Genomic DNA, 18315 nt, shown 5'->3' with positions numbered 1-18315 from the left:
GTTCAGTCGTCCAGGGTGCCGGGGAGCAGTGAGCGTTCCAGGAAGGACCGGACGATATCCCGGTCCAGCGCCATGGCTTGGATGAGTGCGTAACCCACCACGTCGGGGGCGATACCCAGCTTGTCCTGTGCGTCGCGCACGATGTCACCGACCATGCGTTGCGCGGCAGCGGGGTCGTGGCGGATGACCCGGTCCACCATGGTGTCCGTGGTGGCCCACAGGTGCAGCGCCCCCTTGGAAACCGGCTGCCCCTCCTTCGCGCACCTCTGAGTGTCCCCTGAGAACTCCAAGGCCACGGCCATGCGCACCACCGCCGTCAGCACGGGCATGGGGATGATGCGGTTCAGCGACACCGCGACCGACCAGGCCAGGCCCTGCGAGGTCCGCTGGACCTGTTCAGGGGTGCGGTGACGCAGGGCCCAGCGCTTGCGCCGCCCGGGGTTGTCCCACAGCTCGGAGGTGAAGGACTTGGCGAACCTCTCCTGGACCCGGTGCTGACCCACGCTCAGGGAGAACTCGCTGGCCTGCTGGGCCAGTACCGACTCCGAGCCTTTCGCGCGTCCTGGCGCGGTTCAGAACCGGTGGACGCGGTCGATCATGGGCCGCGCGACTGATCGCCGCGCGACCCCGGTGGGCTCAGGGCAGGCCCAAGGCCGCTTTGAGACCGGTGGCCACCGTGGTCATCGTCGCGTGGCTCAGCGCCCCGATGTCCTCCAGCAGCTCGTCGTTGAACAGCAGGGTGATCTCGTCACACAGCACGTACCCGCGCAGCGGGGCGTCGGCCGGCCCCAGCGGAACGACGGTGGTGTACGCCTCCTTGCGAGTGGTGGTCAGGCGCACCGCCAGGCAGTCCCCCAGGGCCCGGTTGCGTTGGTTGTTGGAGACCACCACATAGGGCTTGCGCTCCTGCTCGCCTTCCTCGGTCTCCATGTACACCCAGTAGACGCGGCCCCGCACCGGGGTCACCGGTCGCCCCGAGGCGAGGTCCGGCGACGTCGGCGCAGCGCGGCACGCACCGCCCGGTCCTCGTCGGTCTGCTCCGCGGCAATGGCCTGGTACTCGGCCTCCAGCACCTGTTCCTGGAGCGCCTTGCGGCCCATCTCGATCAGGGCGGCCAGGGTGGTCGCCTCCGAGAGCTGGGCGGCGCCGATGGGGAGGGGGATGCCGTTGCGGGCGGCGAGCACGGCCAGGGCGTCGTGCTCCGGGGTGCCTGCGGTACGGGCGGCCTGGACCGTGCGTTCGGTGTCGGGGTCGATGGGCACCGAGGGGCGCCGGGTTGTCTGCGTCATAGCCATGCCTCCCATCATGCCGCAAATCATGCAGCACAATATGAAGTTTCTAGTATCGCACAAGCCCCTGGCGTGCACCGGGCAGGCAGGACGGGCGTCAGGGACGTGCCAAGTGGTCCGGGACACAGAAAAGTCCGCTCCTCCACTGGGGAGGGCCGGGCTGTGCCCACTCAGCGCAGGGCGGGGTCGATGTGGTGAGTGCGCACCAGGTACAGGCCGAGCGGGTGCGGGTGCTGGAACAGGCCTATGTGGCCCAGCCGCACCGGTTCGCCTCGGTACCCGTACCACCGCCGCTGCCGAAGGTGGTCCACACCAACCCGCTCCGGATCGCGCGCGAGGAGGAAACCGCTCCCGGCCTGGGAGAACCCGCGGCATAGAACGCCTCAGAGAGATTGACAGGTTCCGGTGCCGCACATGCCGGGAAAGTACGGGTTCTGACGGGGGGTCCCGTGGGGTTCTCACGGTCAGATGGCGGTCGAAAGAGGAAGAGCCCTGCTCTCCGAGGTGGAGAACAAGGCTCTCGACTGCACAAACTGTGTGGGCGTACCAGGACTTGAACCTGGGGCCTCATCCTTATCAGGGATGCGCTCTAACCGACTGAGCTATACGCCCTTGCTCCGTGTGGAACTCTACCGTATCCCGGGGGCCGGAGCGAACCGGCTTCCTCGGGGCGGGGGAAGGCGGGACACGGCGTGCGCCTCCCGCTTCACCTCCCATTTTACCGGCGTTCCGGAGTGCTCGGGACAGTGTGCGGTGGGGGCCGGCCGCGCTGTGCGTCCGGCCCCCACCGGCGGGTGCTACTCCGCCTCGGAGAGCGTGACGTCGACGCCGCCGACGAGGTCGGCGACCAGGTTGTAGACCATGGCGCCCACCGTGGCCAGGGCGGTGATGAGGACGACGTTCAGCGCGCCGACCACACCGGTGTAGCCGAGCACGCGGCCCGGGGAGAACCAGTCGGCCGGGTTGAGGCCGAGCTCGCTCTCGCCGCCGTCACCTTCCATCAGGGCGGTGACCATCTTGGTCATCTCGTCGAAGACGCCGAGCATCGACAGTGTCGCGTAGATCACCGCGACAGCGACGAACAGGACGATGAAGCACACCAGGGACACGACGAAGCTGAACTTCATCACCGACCAGGGCTCCACCCGGGAGACGGTCAGGTGTGCCTTGCGGCTGCTGAGAGACGCCTTGCCCGCACGCGGTCCCCGGGGGGCGGAGGTCTTCTCCTCCGTCTTCTGCTCGGCGGACTCGGCCGGCGCAGACTCCGCCGAGGCGGACTCCACCGGAGTGGACTCGGCCGAAGCGGATTCCACCGATGTGGACTCGGCCGAAGCGGACTCTGCCTGTTCGGCCTCGGTCGGCGCCTCGGCGGTCGCCCCATCCCTCTCCTCGGCCTGTTCGGCCTCGGTGACGACCGTGTCCGGGGCGGATTCGTTCGTGGTGGTGTTCTGGCTTTCAGACATGAAGCGCTACCGCTGGACTTTCGTTGAGAACGGATGGTGGACGCGACCGTGGCCCACGGGGTGCCGGCCCCGCGGGCCACATGGAGATGTGATCCCCACAGGTCCCTTTGGGCTTAACGCGAAGTCTAGGCCTCAGGGTTGCGTTCTTCCGAAACCGTCTCCTCGGCCGTGTCCGTGTCGCCCTCGTGCTCCTCGTCGGCCTCGGCCTCGGCGTTGCGGGCGATGGCCACGACCTTGTTGCCCTTGCTCAGGTTCATCAGCCGGACGCCCATGGTGGTGCGGCCGGACTGCTTGACCTCGTTGGCACCGGTGCGGATGACCCCGCCCGCGGACGTGATCGCGAAGATCTCGTCCACCTCAGGGTCGACCATGAGCGCACCGACCAGCTTGCCGCGGGCCTCCACGACCTTGGCCGTCAGCACGCCCTTGCCGCCCCGGTTCTGCACCGGGTACTGGTCGGCCGGGGTCCGCTTGGCGTAGCCGTTCTCCGTGGCCACCAGGACGTCCGTCGAGCCGTCTCCGGGCCGGATGACGCCCATGCTCAGCAGGTAGTCGCCCTCCAGGAAGCGCATGCCGATGACACCGCTGGTCGCACGGCCCATCGGGCGCAGGGACTCGTCGGAGGCGGAGAAGCGGATCGACTGGGCGTCGCTGGAGATCAGCAGCAGGTCGTCGTCGGGGAAGACCAGCCGGGCGGCGATGAGTTCGTCGCCCTCGCGCAGGTTGATCGCGATGATGCCGGCCGCGCGGGCCGAGTCGAAGTCCTGCAGGCGGGACTTCTTGACCAGGCCCTCACGGGTGGCCAGGACCAGGTACGGCGCGGCCTCGTAGTCGCGCAGCGCCATGATCTGGGCGATCTCCTCGCCCGGCTGGAACGGCAGCAGGTTGGCCACGTGCTGGCCGCGTGCGTCGCGGGCGGCCTCGGGCAGCTCGTAGGCCTTCGTCCGGTACACCCGGCCCTGGTTGGTGAAGCACAGGATCCAGTGGTGGGTGGTGGTGACGAAGAAGTGCTGGACGATGTCGTCCTGCTTGAGCTGGGCTCCGCGCACGCCCTTGCCGCCGCGCTTCTGCGCCCGGTAGTTGTCGATCCTGGTGCGCTTGGCGTAGCCGCCGCGGGAGATCGTGACGACCACGTCCTCCTCGGCGATGAAGTCCTCCATGCGCATGTCACCCTCGAAGGGGATGATGTGCGTGCGCCGCTCGTCGCCGTACTTGTCGACGATCTCGCCCAGCTCCTCGCGGATGATGCCGCGCTGGCGGACCTCGGATTCCAGGATGTCGTTGTAGTCGGCGATCTGCGCCATCAGCTCGTCGTACTCGGCGGTCAGCTGGTTGCGCTCCAGAGCGGCCAGCTTGCGCAGCTGCATGTCGAGGATGGCGCGGGCCTGCACGTCGTCGATCTCGAGCAGGCCCATCAGGCCGGTGCGGGCCTCGTCAGCGGAGGCGCTGGCCCGGATGAGGCTGATGACCTCGTCGATGCGGTCCATGGCCCTCAGCAGCGCGCGCAGGATGTGCGCCCGCTCCTCGGCCTTGCGCAGCAGGTACCGGGTGCGGCGGACGATGACCTCGACCTGGTGCTTGACCCAGTAGCGGATCATCTGGTCCAGGCGCAGGGTGCGCGGAACGCCGTCGACCAGCGCGAGCATGTTCGCGCCGAAGGTCTCCTGGAGCTGGGTGTGCTTGTAGAGGTTGTTGAGGACCACCTTGGCGACGGCGTCGCGCTTGAGCACGATGACCAGGCGCTGGCCGGTGCGGCCGCTGCTCTCGTCGCGCACGTCGGCGATGCCGGTGATCTTGCCGTCCTTGACCAGGTCGGCGATCTTCAGGGCCAGGTTGTCGGGGTTGACCTGGTAAGGCAGCTCGGTGACGACCAGCGTCTGCCGGCCCCGGCTGTCCTCCTCGACCTCGACCACGGCGCGCATGGTGATGGAGCCGCGCCCGGTCCGGTAGGCCTCCTCGATGCCGCGCTTGCCGACGATGAGGCCGCGGGTCGGGAAGTCGGGGCCCTTGACGCGCTCGATGAGGGCGTCGAGCAGCTCGTCGTCGGAGACCCCCGGGTTGTCCAGGTACCAGTAGACGCCCTCGGCGACCTCGCGCAGGTTGTGCGGCGGGATGTTGGTGGCCATGCCGACCGCGATGCCCGAGGAGCCGTTGACCAGCAGGTTCGGGAAGCGGGCCGGCAGCACGACGGGCTCGGAGGAGCGGCCGTCGTAGTTGGGCCGGAAGTCGACGGTCTCCTTGTCGATGTCCCGCAGCATCTCCATGGCCAGCGGCGCGAGCTTGCACTCGGTGTAGCGCATGGCGGCGGCGGGGTCGTTGCCGGGCGAGCCGAAGTTGCCGTTGGGATCGACCAGCGGCATCCGCATGGACCACCACTGGGCGAGGCGCACCAGGGTGTCGTAGATCGCGCTGTCGCCGTGCGGGTGGTAGTTGCCCATCACGTCCCCGACGACGCGGGCGCACTTGAAGTACCCGCGGTCAGGGCGGTAGCCGCCGTCGTACATCGCGTACAGCACGCGCTGGTGGACGGGCTTGAGGCCGTCGCGGACGTCGGGGAGGGCGCGGCCGACGATGACCGACATCGCGTAGTCGAGGTAGCTGCGCTGCATCTCGACCTGGATGTCGATGGGCTCGATCCGGTCGGTGGTGCGCGCGAGGGCTCCCACCGCGGCCTCCGGACCCGGGGTCTCCGCTCCCTCAGGGGCGTCGGGGTTGTTCGCATCCGTCACGGATGTCGATCCCTTCTACGAAGCTTCGTTGAGCGTGGGCGCCCGGGCCGGGCCCGGGCGGGGAGGGGTCAGATGTCCAGGAAGCGGACGTCCTTGGCGTTGCGCTGGATGAAGGAGCGCCGGGACTCGACGTCCTCGCCCATCAGCACGCTGAACATCTCGTCGGCCTGCGCGGCGTCGTCCAGGCTGACCTGGAGCAGGACGCGGTGCTCGGGGTCCATCGTGGTCTCCCAGAGCTCGTTGGCGTTCATCTCACCCAGGCCCTTGAAGCGCTGCACGAGGTCGCGCGGGCGCGGGTCCTTCTTGCCCGCGGCGACACCGGCCTCGATGACCCGGTCGCGCTCCGCGTCGGAGAAGACGTAGTCGGCGTCGATACCGCGCTGGTCCCACTTGATCTTGTAGAGCGGCGGCTGGGCGAGGTAGACGTTCCCGGCCTCCACCAGCGGCTTCATGAAGCGGAACAGCAGAGTGAGCAGCAGCGTGCGGATGTGCTGACCGTCGACGTCGGCGTCGGCCATGAGGACGATCTTGTGGTACCGCAGCTTGTCGGCGTCGAAGTCCTCGTGGATGCCGGTGCCCAGGGCGGTGATGATCGCCTGCACCTCGGCGTTCTTGAGGATGCGGTCGACCCGTGCCTTCTCCACGTTCAGGATCTTGCCTCGGATGGGCAGGATGGCCTGGTTGTGCGGGTTGCGGCCGCCCTTGGCCGAACCGCCGGCCGAGTCGCCCTCCACGATGTAGAGCTCGCACTCCTCCGGCACCGTCGACTGGCAGTCGGACAGCTTGCCGGGGAGGGAGGTGGACTCGAGGAGGGTCTTGCGCCGCGTGAGATCGCGGGCCTGGCGGGCCGCGATACGGGCGCGGGCGGCCTGGCTGGCCTTGGAGACGATGTCCTTGGCCTCGCCGGGGTTGCGCTCGAACCAGTCGCGCAGGTGTTCGTTGGTGACCTTCTGGACGAAGGACTTGGCCTCGGTGTTGCCGAGCTTGGTCTTGGTCTGGCCCTCGAACTGCGGGTCGGCGAGCTTGACCGAGATGATCGCGGTGAGACCCTCGCGGATGTCGTCACCGGTGAGGTTGTCGTCCTTCTCCCGCAGCAGCTTCTGGTCGCGGGCGTACCGGTTGACCAGGGTGGTCAGCGCGGAGCGGAAACCCTCCTCGTGGGTGCCGCCCTCCGTCGTGTTGATGGTGTTGGCGAAGGTGTGCACGGACGAGGTGTAGGACTGGTTCCACTGCATGGCGATCTCAGCGGAGATCCCCTCGCCGTCCTCCTCGAAGGAGATGATGGAGGCGTGTGACGGGTCCTTCTTGGCGTTGATGTGCCGGACGAAGTCGGACAGGCCCTCCTCGTAGTGGAAGGTGTCGACCGCCGGGCCGCCGTCGGTGTACTCGGGGCGCTCGTCGCGGATCGTGATGGACAGGCCCTTGTTGAGGAAGGCCATCTCCTGCATCCGGCGCGACAGCGTCTCGTAGGAGAACGCCGTCGTCTCGAAGACGTCGCCGTCGGGCCAGAAGGTGAGCTGGGTACCGGTCTCCTCGGTCTCCTCGCCCTTGGTCAGCTCCCCGGGCACGGTCATCTCGTAGTGCTGGCGCCAGACGTGCCCGTCGCGGCGCACCTCCACGTCCATGGCGGTGGACAGCGCGTTGACGACGGAGACGCCGACGCCGTGCAGACCGCCGGAGACGGCATAGGACTTGCTGTCGAACTTGCCGCCCGCGTGCAGCGTGGTGAGCACGACCTCGACGGCCGGCCGCTTCTCCACGGGGTGCAGGTCGATGGGGATGCCGCGGCCGTTGTCGGCCACCCGCACGCCGCCGTCGGCCAGCAGGGTCACCTCGATGGCGTCGGCGTATCCCGCCAAGGCCTCGTCGACCGAGTTGTCGACCACCTCGTAGACCAGGTGGTGCAGGCCCCGCTCCCCGGTGGAACCGATGTACATCCCGGGGCGCTTGCGGACTGCCTCAAGCCCCTCCAGAACCGTGATTGATTGAGCGTTGTAGGCCAAGTGGGTACACCCTCCTGCTGGGAACGCCTGCCGGCCTGGGCCGGGCTGGCGACGGCCGGTCCACGGCGGCGCGATCAGGAAGAACCGCACCCCGCGACACCTGGGAAATCGCCGTCCGTCGCACGCGGCGTACACCCATCCCGTCCTGGGGGCCCGGCACCGGCTACAGGCGTCTGAAGAACCTTGTCCATGATACCCCGCGCGGTGTGACAAAGTGGCATCGTCGGCGCTGTGGCGCATCACAACGAACGTTCGGGGCGGGAGACGACTCCCCACACGCGGGCAGGCCTCCCGACAAGTTCCCGCGCACTTCAGATGCCTTGGACGGGCTCCCGGGATCGATCGCGTCCGCCACCGGGGATCCGGCACCCCTGCTCCCGAGAGGAGGGCGGGCCCGCGGAACCCCTCCCACCTGCGCCTGTCCACAGCCTGTGGAGAAGAAGGCGCCCGTCAGCGGCGGCGGTTCCCGGGCCCCTTGACCTTGATGGAGACGACCGTGCCCTCGCCCAGTTCGGCGTTGAGGCGCCGCATCAGGTCCCGGGTCATCGTCCGCGCCTGGGCGGCCATCGTCGGGGACTCCGCCACCACGACGAGTTCGCCCTCCGCGTAGCTCTCCGGGCGCAGGCGCCGGCCGATGACCTCGCCCACGATGTCGGACCAGCGTCCGAAGACGCCGCCGATGGCCACCTGCTCCTGCCATCCGTGCTCGATCAGCCACGTCCGGACCGCCTCCCCGAACATCTGCGGCTCGTTGCGTGACCGCATCCGGCCACGGCGGCGGGGACCGGTTCCGCGCGGGACCGCACCGCGGTTGCGCGCCTCGGCGCGGGCACGTGCGAGCGCCTGGCGGGCGAGGTCGGCGCCGGAGGCCGCCGGGGCGGCGGACGGCACCGGCGCGCCCGAGGGCCCGGAGGCAACCGGGTGGCCGTTCACAGGCTGTGGAAGACTCCGGCCGACCGCACCGCGGTCCACAGGCTGTGGATAACCCTCACCCACCCTCGACCACTCCCTCTCTCACCTCGAAGCGGGCACCGTCCAGCTCGGCGGGGACGTCCTCGGGCACGGCCGCGGTCACCAGTACCTGCTCGGCATCGCGCACCCGGGCGGCGAGGCGCCTCCGCCGCTCGCCGTCCAGCTCGGCGAAGACGTCGTCCAGGATCAGCACCGGGTCGTCGCCGTCGGCTCGCAGCAGTTCGAACGCGGCCAACTTGAGCGACAGCGCGTAGGACCAGGACTCCCCCTGGCTGGCGTATCCCTTGGCGGGAAGGCCGCCGAGGCTCAGGTGGAGCTCGTCCCGGTGCGGCCCCACCAGGCTGACCCCGCGCTGGAGCTCGCGCTCGCGCGCCTCCGCCATGGCCGTGCGCAGGACCTCCACGAGCTGGATCCGGTCGCGGGGGAGGGAACCGCCCTCGGGGGCCGCCCCGCTGCGGTACTCGGGCACCGCGGGCCCTCCGGAGTCGGTCAGTCCCGCGTACGCCTCCGCGATCAGCGGCGTCAGTTCCGCCACGAGGTCCAGACGGGCCGCGAGAAGCTCGGCGCCCTTCTCGGCCAGGTGGGCGTCCCACACCTCCAGCGTGCCGAGGTCGGGGGCGGAGCGCTGCCGGAACATGCGGCCCGAGGCCGACTTCAGCAGGGCGTTGCGCTGCTTGAGCACCCGGTCGTAGTCGGAGCGCACCCCGGCCATCCGCGGCGACCGGGCCACGAGCAGGTCGTCGAGGAAGCGGCGCCGGTCGCCGGGGTCGCCCTTGACCAGGGCGAGGTCCTCGGGGGCGAACAGCACGGTGCGCAGGATCCCCAGGACGTCGCGGGGCCGGCCCGCGGGAGCCCGGTTGATCCGCGCCCGGTTGGCCCGGCCGGGGTTGAGCTCCAGCTCCACCAGCATGGACCGCTCGTCGCGCACCACCTTGGCACGCACGATTCCGCGGGGCGCCCCCTGCCGCACCAGGGGAGTGTCGGACGAGACCCGGTGGCTGCCGAGCGAGGCGACGTAGCCGACGGCCTCGACCAGGTTGGTCTTGCCCTGCCCGTTGGAACCGAGGAACACGCTCACACCGGGCCGGAGTTCCACCAGCGCCTCGGCGTAGGAGCGGAAATCGGCCAGTTGCAGATGGGACACGTACATCCGGCCTTCTTCCTGGAGCAAGACGGGAGGTGAGGGAAGGGGGAGGGAGAGGACGCAAAGGGCCCGGGAACGCCGCTCGCGGCGGACGTCCCCGGGCCGGTGCCGGTCAGTCCCGGAAGGCCTCTTCGGGGCGGTGGGCGACGCGGGTGACCGCGTGCCCGCCGAACTGGTTGCGCAGGGCCGCGATGACCTTCATCGCCGGGCTGTCGTCCTGGCGCGAGGCGAAGCGGGCGTAGAGCGCCGCGGTGATCGCGGGGGCGGGCACGGCCAGGTCCACGGCGGTCTGGACGGTCCAGCGCCCCTCGCCGGAGTCCTCGGCGTAGCCGCGCAGCTCCGACAGGTCGGGGTCCTGCTCCAGGGCCCGGGTGAGCAGGTCCAGCAGCCAGGAGCGGACCACGGTGCCCTCGCGCCAGCTCTCGAACGTGCCCGGGATGTCGTCCACGAGGCCGGAGGCGGCCATGAGCTCGTAGCCCTCGGCGAAGGCCTGCATCATGCCGTACTCGATGCCGTTGTGGACCATCTTGGCGAAGTGCCCCGCCCCCACGGGGCCGGCGTGCACGTAGCCGCCGCTGTCGGGGGTGAGGGCCTCGAGAACCGGCCGGATCCGTTCGACGTGCTCGGCGGGACCGCCCACCATGATGCCGTAGCCGTTCTGGCGGCCCCAGACGCCGCCGCTGACGCCGGCGTCGATGTAGGTGATGCCCTTCTCCGCCAGGTGCACGGAGCGGGCGTGGTCGTCGACGTAGTGGGTGTTCCCGCCGTCGATGACGGTGTCACCCTCCTCGAGGAGGCGGCCCAGCTCCGCCACGGTGTCCTCCGTGGGGTCACCCGAGGGGACCATGACCCAGACGACCCGCGGTGCTTCCAGACGCCCCACCAGCTCGGCCAGGGTGTCGACGTCGCGCTCCTTGGAGGCCACGTCGTAGCCGACGACCTCGATCCCCTTCTCACGAAGCCGAGCGGCCATGTTGCCGCCCATCCTGCCGAGGCCGACCATTCCGAGCTGCATCTCTGTGCTCCCCTTCACGCCACCTGTGGATTCTTCGGAACCGCTACCCGGATCAGCTGGGCTGACGCACCGGCATGATCAGGTAGCGGTACTCGGGGTCCGCCCCCTCGGCGGCGGGCTTGCCGGTCAGGATGGAGGGCCTGGTGGAGGTCGTGAAGTTCATCCGGGCGACGTCGGTGCCGATGGCGCCCAGGCCGTCCAGCAGGAAACCCGAGTTGAAGGCGATCTGGATGTCGTCGCCCTCCAGCTCCGCCTCCAGTGCCTCGACCGCCTGGGCCTCCTCGCCGGTGCCCGCCTCGAGGACCAGCTGTCCGGAGGTGAAGGACAGGCGCAGCGGCGTGTTGCGCTCGGCGACCAGCGAGACGCGCTTGACCGCCTCGATGAACTCGGAGCGGCTGACCTCGGCGACGGAGTTGAAGGTGTCCGGCAGCAGGGCGCGGTACTTGGGGAACTCGCCGTCGAGCAGACGGGTGGTGGTGCGGCGTCCGCCGCCCTCGAAGCCGATCATGCCCTCGCCGGAGCCGCTGCTGGAGAGGGCGATGGAGACCTCGGCACCGGAGGTGAGCGACTTGGCGGTGTCGTGCAGGGTCTTGGCGGGCACCAGCGCGACGGCGGACAGACCGGGGTCGGCGGGCTTCCAGCTGAGCTCCCGCACGGCCAGCCGGTAGCGGTCGGTGGAGGCGAGCGTGATCTTCTCGCCCTCGATCTCGACGCGCACGCCGGTGAGCATGGGAAGGGTGTCGTCGCGCCCGGCGGCCACGGCCACCTGGCTCACCGCCGCGGCGAAGGCGTCGCTGCCGACGGTCCCGCTCACACCGGGCATCTCCGGGAGCGTGGGGTAGTCCTCCACCGGCATGGTGGTGAGGGTGAACTTGGCACTGCCGCCGGTGACCACGACCTTGGTGCCGTCGGTGGCGATCTCCACGGTCTGCGGCGGCAGGTTGCGGGTGATCTCGGAGAGCAGTTTGCCGGTGACCAGGACGGTGCCGGCCTCCTCGACGTCGACGTCGACGACGGCCTGGGTGGAGACCTCGTAGTCGAAGCCGGACAGGCGCAGCTGCTGGCGGCCGTCGAACTCGCCGGCCTCCAGCAGGATGCCGACGAGCACCGGGACCGAGGGGCGCGTCGGGAGTGTGCGCGCGGTCCAGGCGACTGCGTCGGCCAGTACGTCGCGTTCGACCCGGAACTTCACTTTCCGACTCACTTTCCGCCAGGTCGGGGTGCCCGACCGAAGCCTCAACATGTGCAGCTGCTGGATGTCTGGTGGGGGCTGTGAAGGCTCTGTCAACAGGTTGTGGACGGGAGTGTCCGCATCCGCGAGTAGTGTCCCACCGCCCCCGGAGCCGACTCCGGTCCGTGGGGACGGCCGCCCGGACCGGGCGGCGGAGGACAAGAGCGAGACCCCACGTTACCCGGATTCCTCCGCTGCCGCTGACAGCTCGCCGGGAGCCTCGGTTCACGTCCGTCCCGGCCGGTTGTCCACAGATTTTCCGCGTCGCTGTTTCGAAGCCACATTTGGGCTTATGAAGGTGCGCAGTAGTAGTAGGGCCTGTGGATAATGTGGATAACCCTTGTTTCCGCAGGTCACCCCACGGATTTTTGTCCACAGGCCCTGTGGACGGCCCTGTGGGTAACTCGGGCTTCCTGTGGACGAACGAGACCGTCCCCAGGTTTTCCACATCTCGTCCACAGGCTTGTCCACAGGTTTTCCCCAGGTTGTCCACAGGAGCCGCTGACCAGGTCATGGGATGACCGTCTTCGCTGTCCACAGACAGACCCCGGGTTACCCACAGGCTCGGCGCGGTTTTCCACAGGTTGTCCACAGGGTTGTCCACAGATTTGAGGGGCCTCCTGTGGATAACTTGGCCGGGGAAGGCCAAAAATTTTTTTCTGGGCCGCTCCCACACCACACGAACCATGACAAAGTGTCCCGCCGTCCTGTTGTCCACAGGCGCAGGGCGGCTGCGAGGAGCCGCGGTTGTCCTGGCCTGGGGATGTGGGCAGTGCAACAGTGCTTCGTGCCCCCGGAAAAGCGGACATCCAAGGCCGTCGGGGCACGTGAGTGGCCTTCCTGTGACGCTACGGGCCTCTGCCGCGAAGCAGGGCGAAGCTGGGCACAAGCCTGTGGATAACTTCCTGTGGGCGGCGCCGGCCTGTGGATAACTCCCTGTGGACAACGTCGGGAAGGTCCACAGGCACCTCCGCATCGTGGGCTGGGCCCTGTTGTGTGGATGCCCTCGCCGGAGGATCGGCTCCGCCGATACGGCGAGAGCATCCACACAACAGGGCTTGGGGCGGTGAGGGAGGAACGAAGAAGGGAAGGACCGCCGACGGTCCTCCCCTCCGCATCGGTCGGGATGCTCAGGCCAGGGACGGCTGGTCCTTGATCCGGCTCGTGAGCTCGTGCACCTGGTTGTAGATCGACCGGCGCTCGGCCATCAGCGCGCGGACCTTGCGGTCGGCGTGCATGACGGTCGTGTGGTCGCGGCCGAACTGCTGGCCGATCTTGGGGAGGGAGAGGTCCGTCAGCTCCCGGCACAGGTACATGGCGATCTGCCGGGCGGTCACCAGCACCCGGGACCGGGAGGTCCCGCACAGATCCTCGACGGTCAGGCCGAAGTAGGCGGCCGTCTGGGACATGATCGACCCCGCCGTGATCTCCGGCACCTCGCTGCTGGGCACGAGGTCGCGCAGCACCTGGCCGGTGAGGTCGAGGTCGACCGACTGCCGGTTGAGGCTCGCGAACGCGGTGACACGGATCAGCGCGCCCTCCAGCTCCCGGATGTTGGTGGAGATCTTGCTGGCGATGAACTCCAGCACCTCGGGCGGTGCGGCCAGGCCCTCCTGGGCGGCCTTCTTCCTCAGGATGGCGATCCGGGTCTCCAGCTCGGGCGGCTGGACGTCGGTGAGCAGTCCCCACTCGAAGCGGCTGCGCATCCGGTCCTCCAGCGTCGTCAGCTGCTTGGGCGGGCGGTCGCTGGAGATGACGATCTGCTTGTCGGAGTTGTGGAGCGTGTTGAAGGTGTGGAAGAACTCCTCCTGTGTCTGCTCCTTGTTCTCCAGGAACTGGATGTCGTCCACCAGGAGGACGTCGATGTCCCGGTAGCGGCGGCGGAACCCGTCCGCCTTGCCGTCCCGGATCGAGTTGATGAACTCGTTGGTGAACTCCTCGGAGCTGACGTAGCGCACCCGGGCCCCCTCGTAGAGCCGGTGCGTGTAGTGCCCGATGGCGTGCAGCAGATGGGTCTTGCCCAGACCGGAGCCGCCGTGGATGAACAGCGGGTTGTAGGCCTTGGCCGGCGCCTCCGCTGCGGCCACCGACGCCGCGTGCGCGAAACGGTTGCTGGAGCCGATGACGAAGGTGTCGAAGGTGTACTTCGGGTTCAGCCGGGCGTGCTCACCCGGAGGGGTCTCCTGGGAGCGTCCCGGGGGCGCGTCGACGGGAGCGGGGGAGAAGGCCGGCGTCTCGTCCGCGGTTCCACCGGTCCCCCTGGCGGTGTCGGCCTCGGGAGCGCCCTGTGCCTCCGGTGTGCCCGCGGCGGCCTGCGGAGGGGCCTCCCAGCGCTCCTGCCGGCCCCAGGCGGCGTCGTCCCCGGCCCAGGTCGGCTGCTGCCAGGAGGGGTCCTCCGGCTTGGTCAGGGCGGACGGCTGCTCCCAGAGGGGAGGGGGCTGCGTACCGCGGGACGCGGACCAGGGCCCCGGGTCCGCGGCCCCGAGCTCGTCCTGGGTGAACTCCGGAGGCGCGGACGGGGCCGAGGAGCTCCCGAGCGGTCCGGGCTCGAGCAGGTCGGCCCCGGCCTCGGCGTGCGGAAAGGCCTCGGCGCCGGACCGGGGAAGGGCGTGCGGTTCTCCGGACGCGGGGCGGTACGGCTCGGGGGAGGGGCTCGGGACATCCTCGGGACCGGGCCGGGTGCTCTCCCTGGGCGCGTAGGAGGTGGCGACCGAGGGCGGGGGCGGCGGCGTGGGAACCGCGGTCGGGTCGACCGTGACCGCCAACCTGATGTCCCTTCCCAGGTGGGCGGAGAGGGCCTTGCTGATCGCCGGGTAGAGGCGTGTCTCCAGCACCTTCTTGGTGAACTCGTTGGGCGCGGCGATCAGAGCCGTGTCCTCGATCAGGCCCAGGGGACGGGTCTGGGGCAGCCAGGCGCGCTGGTGCGGCGGGAGGGAGTCGTTGTCGATCCCGTCCAGCACGCTGGACCAGACCACTGCGAGGTTGACCTGTGCGTCAGCCAAGGTGACCTGCCATGGTTGCTGTCCCTTCGATGCGGGTCTGTTCGGTGCGGGTACGGGCACGGGAAGGAGGGGGCGCACACGTTCCGTGCGGTCGGACGCGGTGTCCCCGCCCCTCCGGCCGGGGCGGCGGCGGGCAGCTTCCCATTGTCCTCTCCTCAGGGAGGTACCGGGGCAGGTGAGGGAGATTTGTCCGTTGTGAAGATGACCGACAGGCTGTGGACAACCTCACTGGTCCGAACTCGGCCCCATCTTTGCCTACTGGCCGGTATCCACAGCTCCCGTCGGTTGTCCACAGGTTGTCCACAGGGTTTTCCACAGGATGACAGGTCTCTGTGCACAGCGCAGAGTTATCCACAAAACGCACGTCAGGGCATGTGGAACCTGGTTGGTCGGGCGTCGCGTCGGCGGCGTGGCGGGGAAAGGGGTGAGTTATCCACAGGCTGAGGTTATCCACAGGACCCCCGGGCTGGGGAAGTCTCACACGCCTGTGGACAACGTGTGTCCACAGGATCCTCCCGGTACTCCCGCGTGGGCAGGCTCTGCGGTTCCCGCGGGCGCGGGGGAAGAGCCCCGCTCCCCACGGCCCCCGCACTTTCTCCCGGAGGGCTCGCCCCGGCCTGATTTGACCGCGTCACGAGCAGGCCGTATCTTTTTTATGCTCAGCCGTTGATCTGCCTGCGTCCGCCTCCGAGCGGTGACGCGGCCGCGGCCCACGCACCACAAGGCCCCACGTATCCTGGGGGTCTTCAGTATTTTCCTGACACGCCCCTGGAGCCAGCAGTGAGCAAGCGTACGTACCAGCCGAACAACCGGCGTCGCGCGAAGGTCCACGGCTTCCGGCTGCGCATGCGTACGCGAGCCGGACGCGCCATCATCGCCTCGCGTCGTCGCAAGGGGCGCGCTGCGCTGACCGTGAGCCACTAGGCCACGCGCAGCCCAAACTTCGGGACCGGTCCGGCCTCTGCCGGCCGGTCCCTTTGTCGTGGGAAGGCACGCCACGGGGAGGCCTGATGCTGTCGCCGAGGAACCGGATGCGCCACAGCACCGAGTTCGGCTCCGTCATGCGCTCGGGGCAGCGCGCGTCCCGGGACGACCTGGGTGTCGTCTATCTGCCCCCGCCCTCGGGGGATCAGGGGAGCGGGGGAACCGGAAAGGACCCCCACTCGTTCTCTGAGGGCGGCACCGCCGACGCGCCCCGCGTCGGTTTTGTCGTGAGCAAGGCGGTCGGTGGCGCGGTGGTGCGCAAGGGCGTCCAGCGTCGGCTCCGTCACCTGATGCGCCCCAGACTGGCCTCTCTGCCGGACGGTAGCCTTCTTGTGGTGCGTGCCAAACCCTCCGCGGCCGTCGCACGGTACGAGGACCTGGCCGCACAGCTGGACAGTGCGATCACCGCGGCGATGCGGCCCCGAGGGGGCTCGCGCCGCCGGCGCGGCCGCGGCGACACACGGCCGCCGGGTCCGGCACAGACCCAGGCGACAGGCGACCGTCCCCCGAGCGGGGACGGGGAACGGCGGACGGACCGATGACCGAGCAGAGACCGACGGTGTTCGCACGCGCGCTCATCCTCCCCATTCGGGGCTACCAGCGCTTCATCAGCCCGCTCCTTCCGCCTGTCTGCCGTTTCTATCCCTCCTGCAGCGCATACGCCGTCGAGGCCCTGCGCGTGCACGGAGCCCTGTACGGGCTGTGGCTGGGCATCCGGCGCATCGCCCGCTGCCACCCCTTCACCAGGGGTGGCCTCGACCCGGTCCCGCCACCCAGGCGCGGCCGGAGGAACCAGGAGTCCGAGGAGTCTGCGGGCGGAGCCGGGCACCCCGGTACCGCTACCGGGGACCAGTAGCTGAACCGAAGTACATAGGAGTTGGCCGGTGCTGGACTGGCTTTACAACATCGTCGGCTGGATCTTGGTCCAGATCCACGCAGGTCTGGCCTTCGTCGGCCTGGACCCCGACAGCGGGTGGGCGTGGGGCCTGTCCATCGTGCTGCTCACCGTCATCATGCGCCTCCTGCTAGTGCCGCTGTTCGTCAAGCAGATGAACACCCAGCGCAAGATGCAGGAGATCCAACCCAAGCTCCGCAAGCTCCAGGAGCGCTACAAGCACGACAAGCAGCGGCTCCAGCAGGAGTCGATGAAGCTCTATCAGGAGAGCGGCACCAACCCGCTGATGGGCTGCCTCCCGCTGCTCCTGCAGATGCCGGTCTTCTTCGCGCTGTTCAACGTGCTGCGCAGTGTCGCCGAGGGCAAGGTCGACTACGGCTTCACCGAGGAGCTGGTGGAGAGCGCCGGTCAGGCCCTGATCTTCGAGGCGCCGATCGCGGCCCACTTCAACAGCTCCACGGAGGAGCTGCTGGCCCTGGGTGCGAGCAACCCGATCATGGCCAAGGTCGTCATCGCGCTCTCCTGCGTGGTCATGGGTACGACGACGTTCCTCACCATGCGCCAGAGCATGAAGCGCAGCACCGCGCAGATGCCTGACAACCCGATGATGCAGACCCAGAAGATCATGATGTACATGGCGCCCCTCTTCGGGCTCTTCGGTCTCATGATGCCGGTGGGTGTGCTCGTCTACTGGGTCACCTCCAACGTCTGGACGATGGGGCAGCAGCACTTCCTCTACCGCAACCAGCCGGTCCCCGGTGAGGAGGCGAAGGGCGCCTCTGCCGTCGCCCCCGCCAAGGGCATGCTCGGCCGCAAGAAGAAGGAAGCGGAATCCGCGCCGAAGCCGGTGGAACAGCCTAAGATCGAACGCAAGCAGCCGAAGAAGCAGCCCCGCTCCAAGCGTTCCGGTGGCGGATCCCGTTAGGCCCTGTTCTTTGGACCATTTCGGTGGGACACGGCCTGGGACGGGTGCCTGCGTCGGCAACCGAGGCCTCGGGTTCGGCGTCCGAGTGTGCAGACGCCTCCGTGGCGTACCGATGCGTGAGAATGAGGAGACGGGATCGCTGTGGCAGCTAGCGAGGAAGGAAGCGGTGGAGTAGCGGTGGCTGAGGCGCCTATCGACATCGAGGCCCTGGAGAACGAGGGCGACATCGCCGCGGACTACATCGAGGGGCTCCTCGACATCGCGGACTTCGACGGTGACATCGACATGGACGTCGAGGGGGACCGGGCGCTGGTGTCCGTCGTCGGAGCCACACTCGACGAGCTCATCGGAGAGAACGGGGAGGTGCTGGAGGCGCTCCAGGAGCTGACCCGACTGGCCGTGCACCGGGCCACGGGGGAGCGCAGCCGTCTGATGCTCGACATCGGCGGTTACCGGGAGGGGCGGCGCAAGGAGCTCTTCCAGGTCGGCGCCGAGGCGGCGAAGAAGGTCAAGGCATCCGGTGACGCCTACGAGCTGGAGCCGATGACCCCGTTCGAGCGCAAGGTCGTCCACGACGCGGTCGCCGCGGCGGGCCTGCGCAGCGAGTCGGAGGGCGAGGAGCCCCACCGCTACGTGGTGGTCCACCCCGCCTCCTGAGGGGCG

At 69.0% G+C, this 18315-nt stretch carries 17 protein-coding genes and 1 tRNA gene; 6 read left to right on the top strand and 12 right to left on the bottom strand.

The annotated features are described in order from the left end of the window. Window positions 1-2 precede the first annotated feature (2 nt). The 3 genes from FHS13_RS18390 to FHS13_RS18380 all read right to left on the bottom strand — a co-directional run bounded on the left by FHS13_RS18390 (window position 3) and on the right by FHS13_RS18380 (window position 1289). Complete coding sequence (locus FHS13_RS18390; RefSeq protein WP_184293169.1) at window positions 3-503, bottom strand: hypothetical protein; 501 nt, start codon at window positions 501-503, stop codon at window positions 3-5. 133 nt (window positions 504-636) lie between these two features. Next, window positions 637-957, bottom strand: coding sequence for a type II toxin-antitoxin system PemK/MazF family toxin (locus FHS13_RS18385; RefSeq protein WP_343065081.1), 321 nt, complete (start codon window positions 955-957; stop codon window positions 637-639). A gap of 5 nt (window positions 958-962) precedes the next feature. Further along, a complete protein-coding gene (locus tag FHS13_RS18380; protein ID WP_184293167.1) occupies window positions 963-1289 on the bottom strand; it encodes a hypothetical protein in 327 nt (108 codons plus the stop codon). Window positions 1290-1483: 194 nt separating this feature from the next. Here FHS13_RS18380 and FHS13_RS18375 point away from each other — a divergent pair, with 194 nt between their 5' ends. Beyond that, complete coding sequence (locus FHS13_RS18375; RefSeq protein ID WP_184293166.1) at window positions 1484-1666, top strand: hypothetical protein; 183 nt, start codon at window positions 1484-1486, stop codon at window positions 1664-1666. Window positions 1667-1827: 161 nt separating this feature from the next. On the opposite strand, the gene FHS13_RS18370 is transcribed toward FHS13_RS18375, so the two are convergent. The 9 genes from FHS13_RS18370 to dnaA all read right to left on the bottom strand — a co-directional run bounded on the left by FHS13_RS18370 (window position 1828) and on the right by dnaA (window position 14821). Beyond that, window positions 1828-1901 (bottom strand) — tRNA-Ile (locus FHS13_RS18370). A 185-nt stretch (window positions 1902-2086) separates the two neighbouring features. Then, window positions 2087-2752, bottom strand: a complete 666-nt coding sequence (locus FHS13_RS18365) for a DUF3566 domain-containing protein (RefSeq protein WP_184293165.1) — start codon at window positions 2750-2752, stop codon at window positions 2087-2089. A gap of 125 nt (window positions 2753-2877) precedes the next feature. Beyond that, entirely contained in the window at window positions 2878-5481 is a 2604-nt protein-coding gene (gyrA, locus tag FHS13_RS18360; RefSeq protein WP_184293164.1) for a DNA gyrase subunit A, read from the bottom strand. 68 nt (window positions 5482-5549) lie between these two features. Continuing rightward, complete coding sequence (gyrB, locus tag FHS13_RS18355) at window positions 5550-7484, bottom strand: DNA topoisomerase (ATP-hydrolyzing) subunit B (protein WP_184293163.1); 1935 nt, start codon at window positions 7482-7484, stop codon at window positions 5550-5552. Between the two features lie 450 nt (window positions 7485-7934). Then, entirely contained in the window at window positions 7935-8375 is a 441-nt protein-coding gene (locus FHS13_RS18350) for a DciA family protein (RefSeq protein ID WP_343065077.1), read from the bottom strand. Between the two features lie 97 nt (window positions 8376-8472). Continuing rightward, window positions 8473-9606 carry a DNA replication/repair protein RecF gene (gene recF / locus FHS13_RS18345; RefSeq protein ID WP_184293161.1) on the bottom strand — a complete coding sequence of 378 codons (1134 nt, stop codon included), beginning with the start codon at window positions 9604-9606 and terminating at the stop codon, window positions 8473-8475. A gap of 106 nt (window positions 9607-9712) precedes the next feature. Next, complete coding sequence (gnd, locus tag FHS13_RS18340) at window positions 9713-10615, bottom strand: phosphogluconate dehydrogenase (NAD(+)-dependent, decarboxylating) (protein ID WP_184293208.1); 903 nt, start codon at window positions 10613-10615, stop codon at window positions 9713-9715. 52 nt (window positions 10616-10667) lie between these two features. After that, on the bottom strand, window positions 10668-11807 hold the full coding sequence (dnaN, locus tag FHS13_RS18335) for a DNA polymerase III subunit beta (protein WP_184293160.1): 1140 nt from the start codon (window positions 11805-11807) through the stop codon (window positions 10668-10670). 1169 nt (window positions 11808-12976) lie between these two features. Further along, window positions 12977-14821 carry a chromosomal replication initiator protein DnaA gene (gene dnaA / locus FHS13_RS18330; protein WP_420221699.1) on the bottom strand — a complete coding sequence of 615 codons (1845 nt, stop codon included), beginning with the start codon at window positions 14819-14821 and terminating at the stop codon, window positions 12977-12979. An 807-nt stretch (window positions 14822-15628) separates the two neighbouring features. Between dnaA and rpmH the strand changes: the two genes are divergently transcribed. The 5 genes from rpmH to FHS13_RS18305 all read left to right on the top strand — a co-directional run bounded on the left by rpmH (window position 15629) and on the right by FHS13_RS18305 (window position 18309). Then, on the top strand, window positions 15629-15772 hold the full coding sequence (gene rpmH / locus FHS13_RS18325) for a 50S ribosomal protein L34 (RefSeq protein WP_013155858.1): 144 nt from the start codon (window positions 15629-15631) through the stop codon (window positions 15770-15772). Window positions 15773-15858: 86 nt separating this feature from the next. Further along, window positions 15859-16374 (top strand): ribonuclease P protein component, encoded by a 516-nt coding sequence (rnpA, locus tag FHS13_RS18320; protein ID WP_184293158.1) that lies wholly within the window; start codon window positions 15859-15861, stop codon window positions 16372-16374. Then, the gene (gene yidD / locus FHS13_RS18315) at window positions 16371-16688 is read left to right on the top strand and encodes a membrane protein insertion efficiency factor YidD (RefSeq protein ID WP_184293157.1); all 318 of its coding nucleotides are present in this window, start codon (window positions 16371-16373) and stop codon (window positions 16686-16688) included. The genes rnpA and yidD overlap by 4 nt, the downstream gene beginning before the upstream one ends. 28 nt (window positions 16689-16716) lie before the next feature. Continuing rightward, window positions 16717-17652 carry a membrane protein insertase YidC gene (yidC, locus tag FHS13_RS18310; RefSeq protein ID WP_184293156.1) on the top strand — a complete coding sequence of 312 codons (936 nt, stop codon included), beginning with the start codon at window positions 16717-16719 and terminating at the stop codon, window positions 17650-17652. Between the two features lie 177 nt (window positions 17653-17829). After that, window positions 17830-18309: a R3H domain-containing nucleic acid-binding protein gene (locus FHS13_RS18305; protein ID WP_184293155.1), complete on the top strand. Its 480-nt coding sequence runs from the start codon at window positions 17830-17832 to the stop codon at window positions 18307-18309. Window positions 18310-18315: the final 6 nt, after the last annotated feature.

It is taken from the genome of Nocardiopsis algeriensis (assembly GCF_014203695.1).
Taxonomy (GTDB): domain Bacteria; phylum Actinomycetota; class Actinomycetes; order Streptosporangiales; family Streptosporangiaceae; genus Nocardiopsis; species Nocardiopsis algeriensis.
This window is presented reverse-complemented; position numbering and strand designations above follow the sequence as displayed.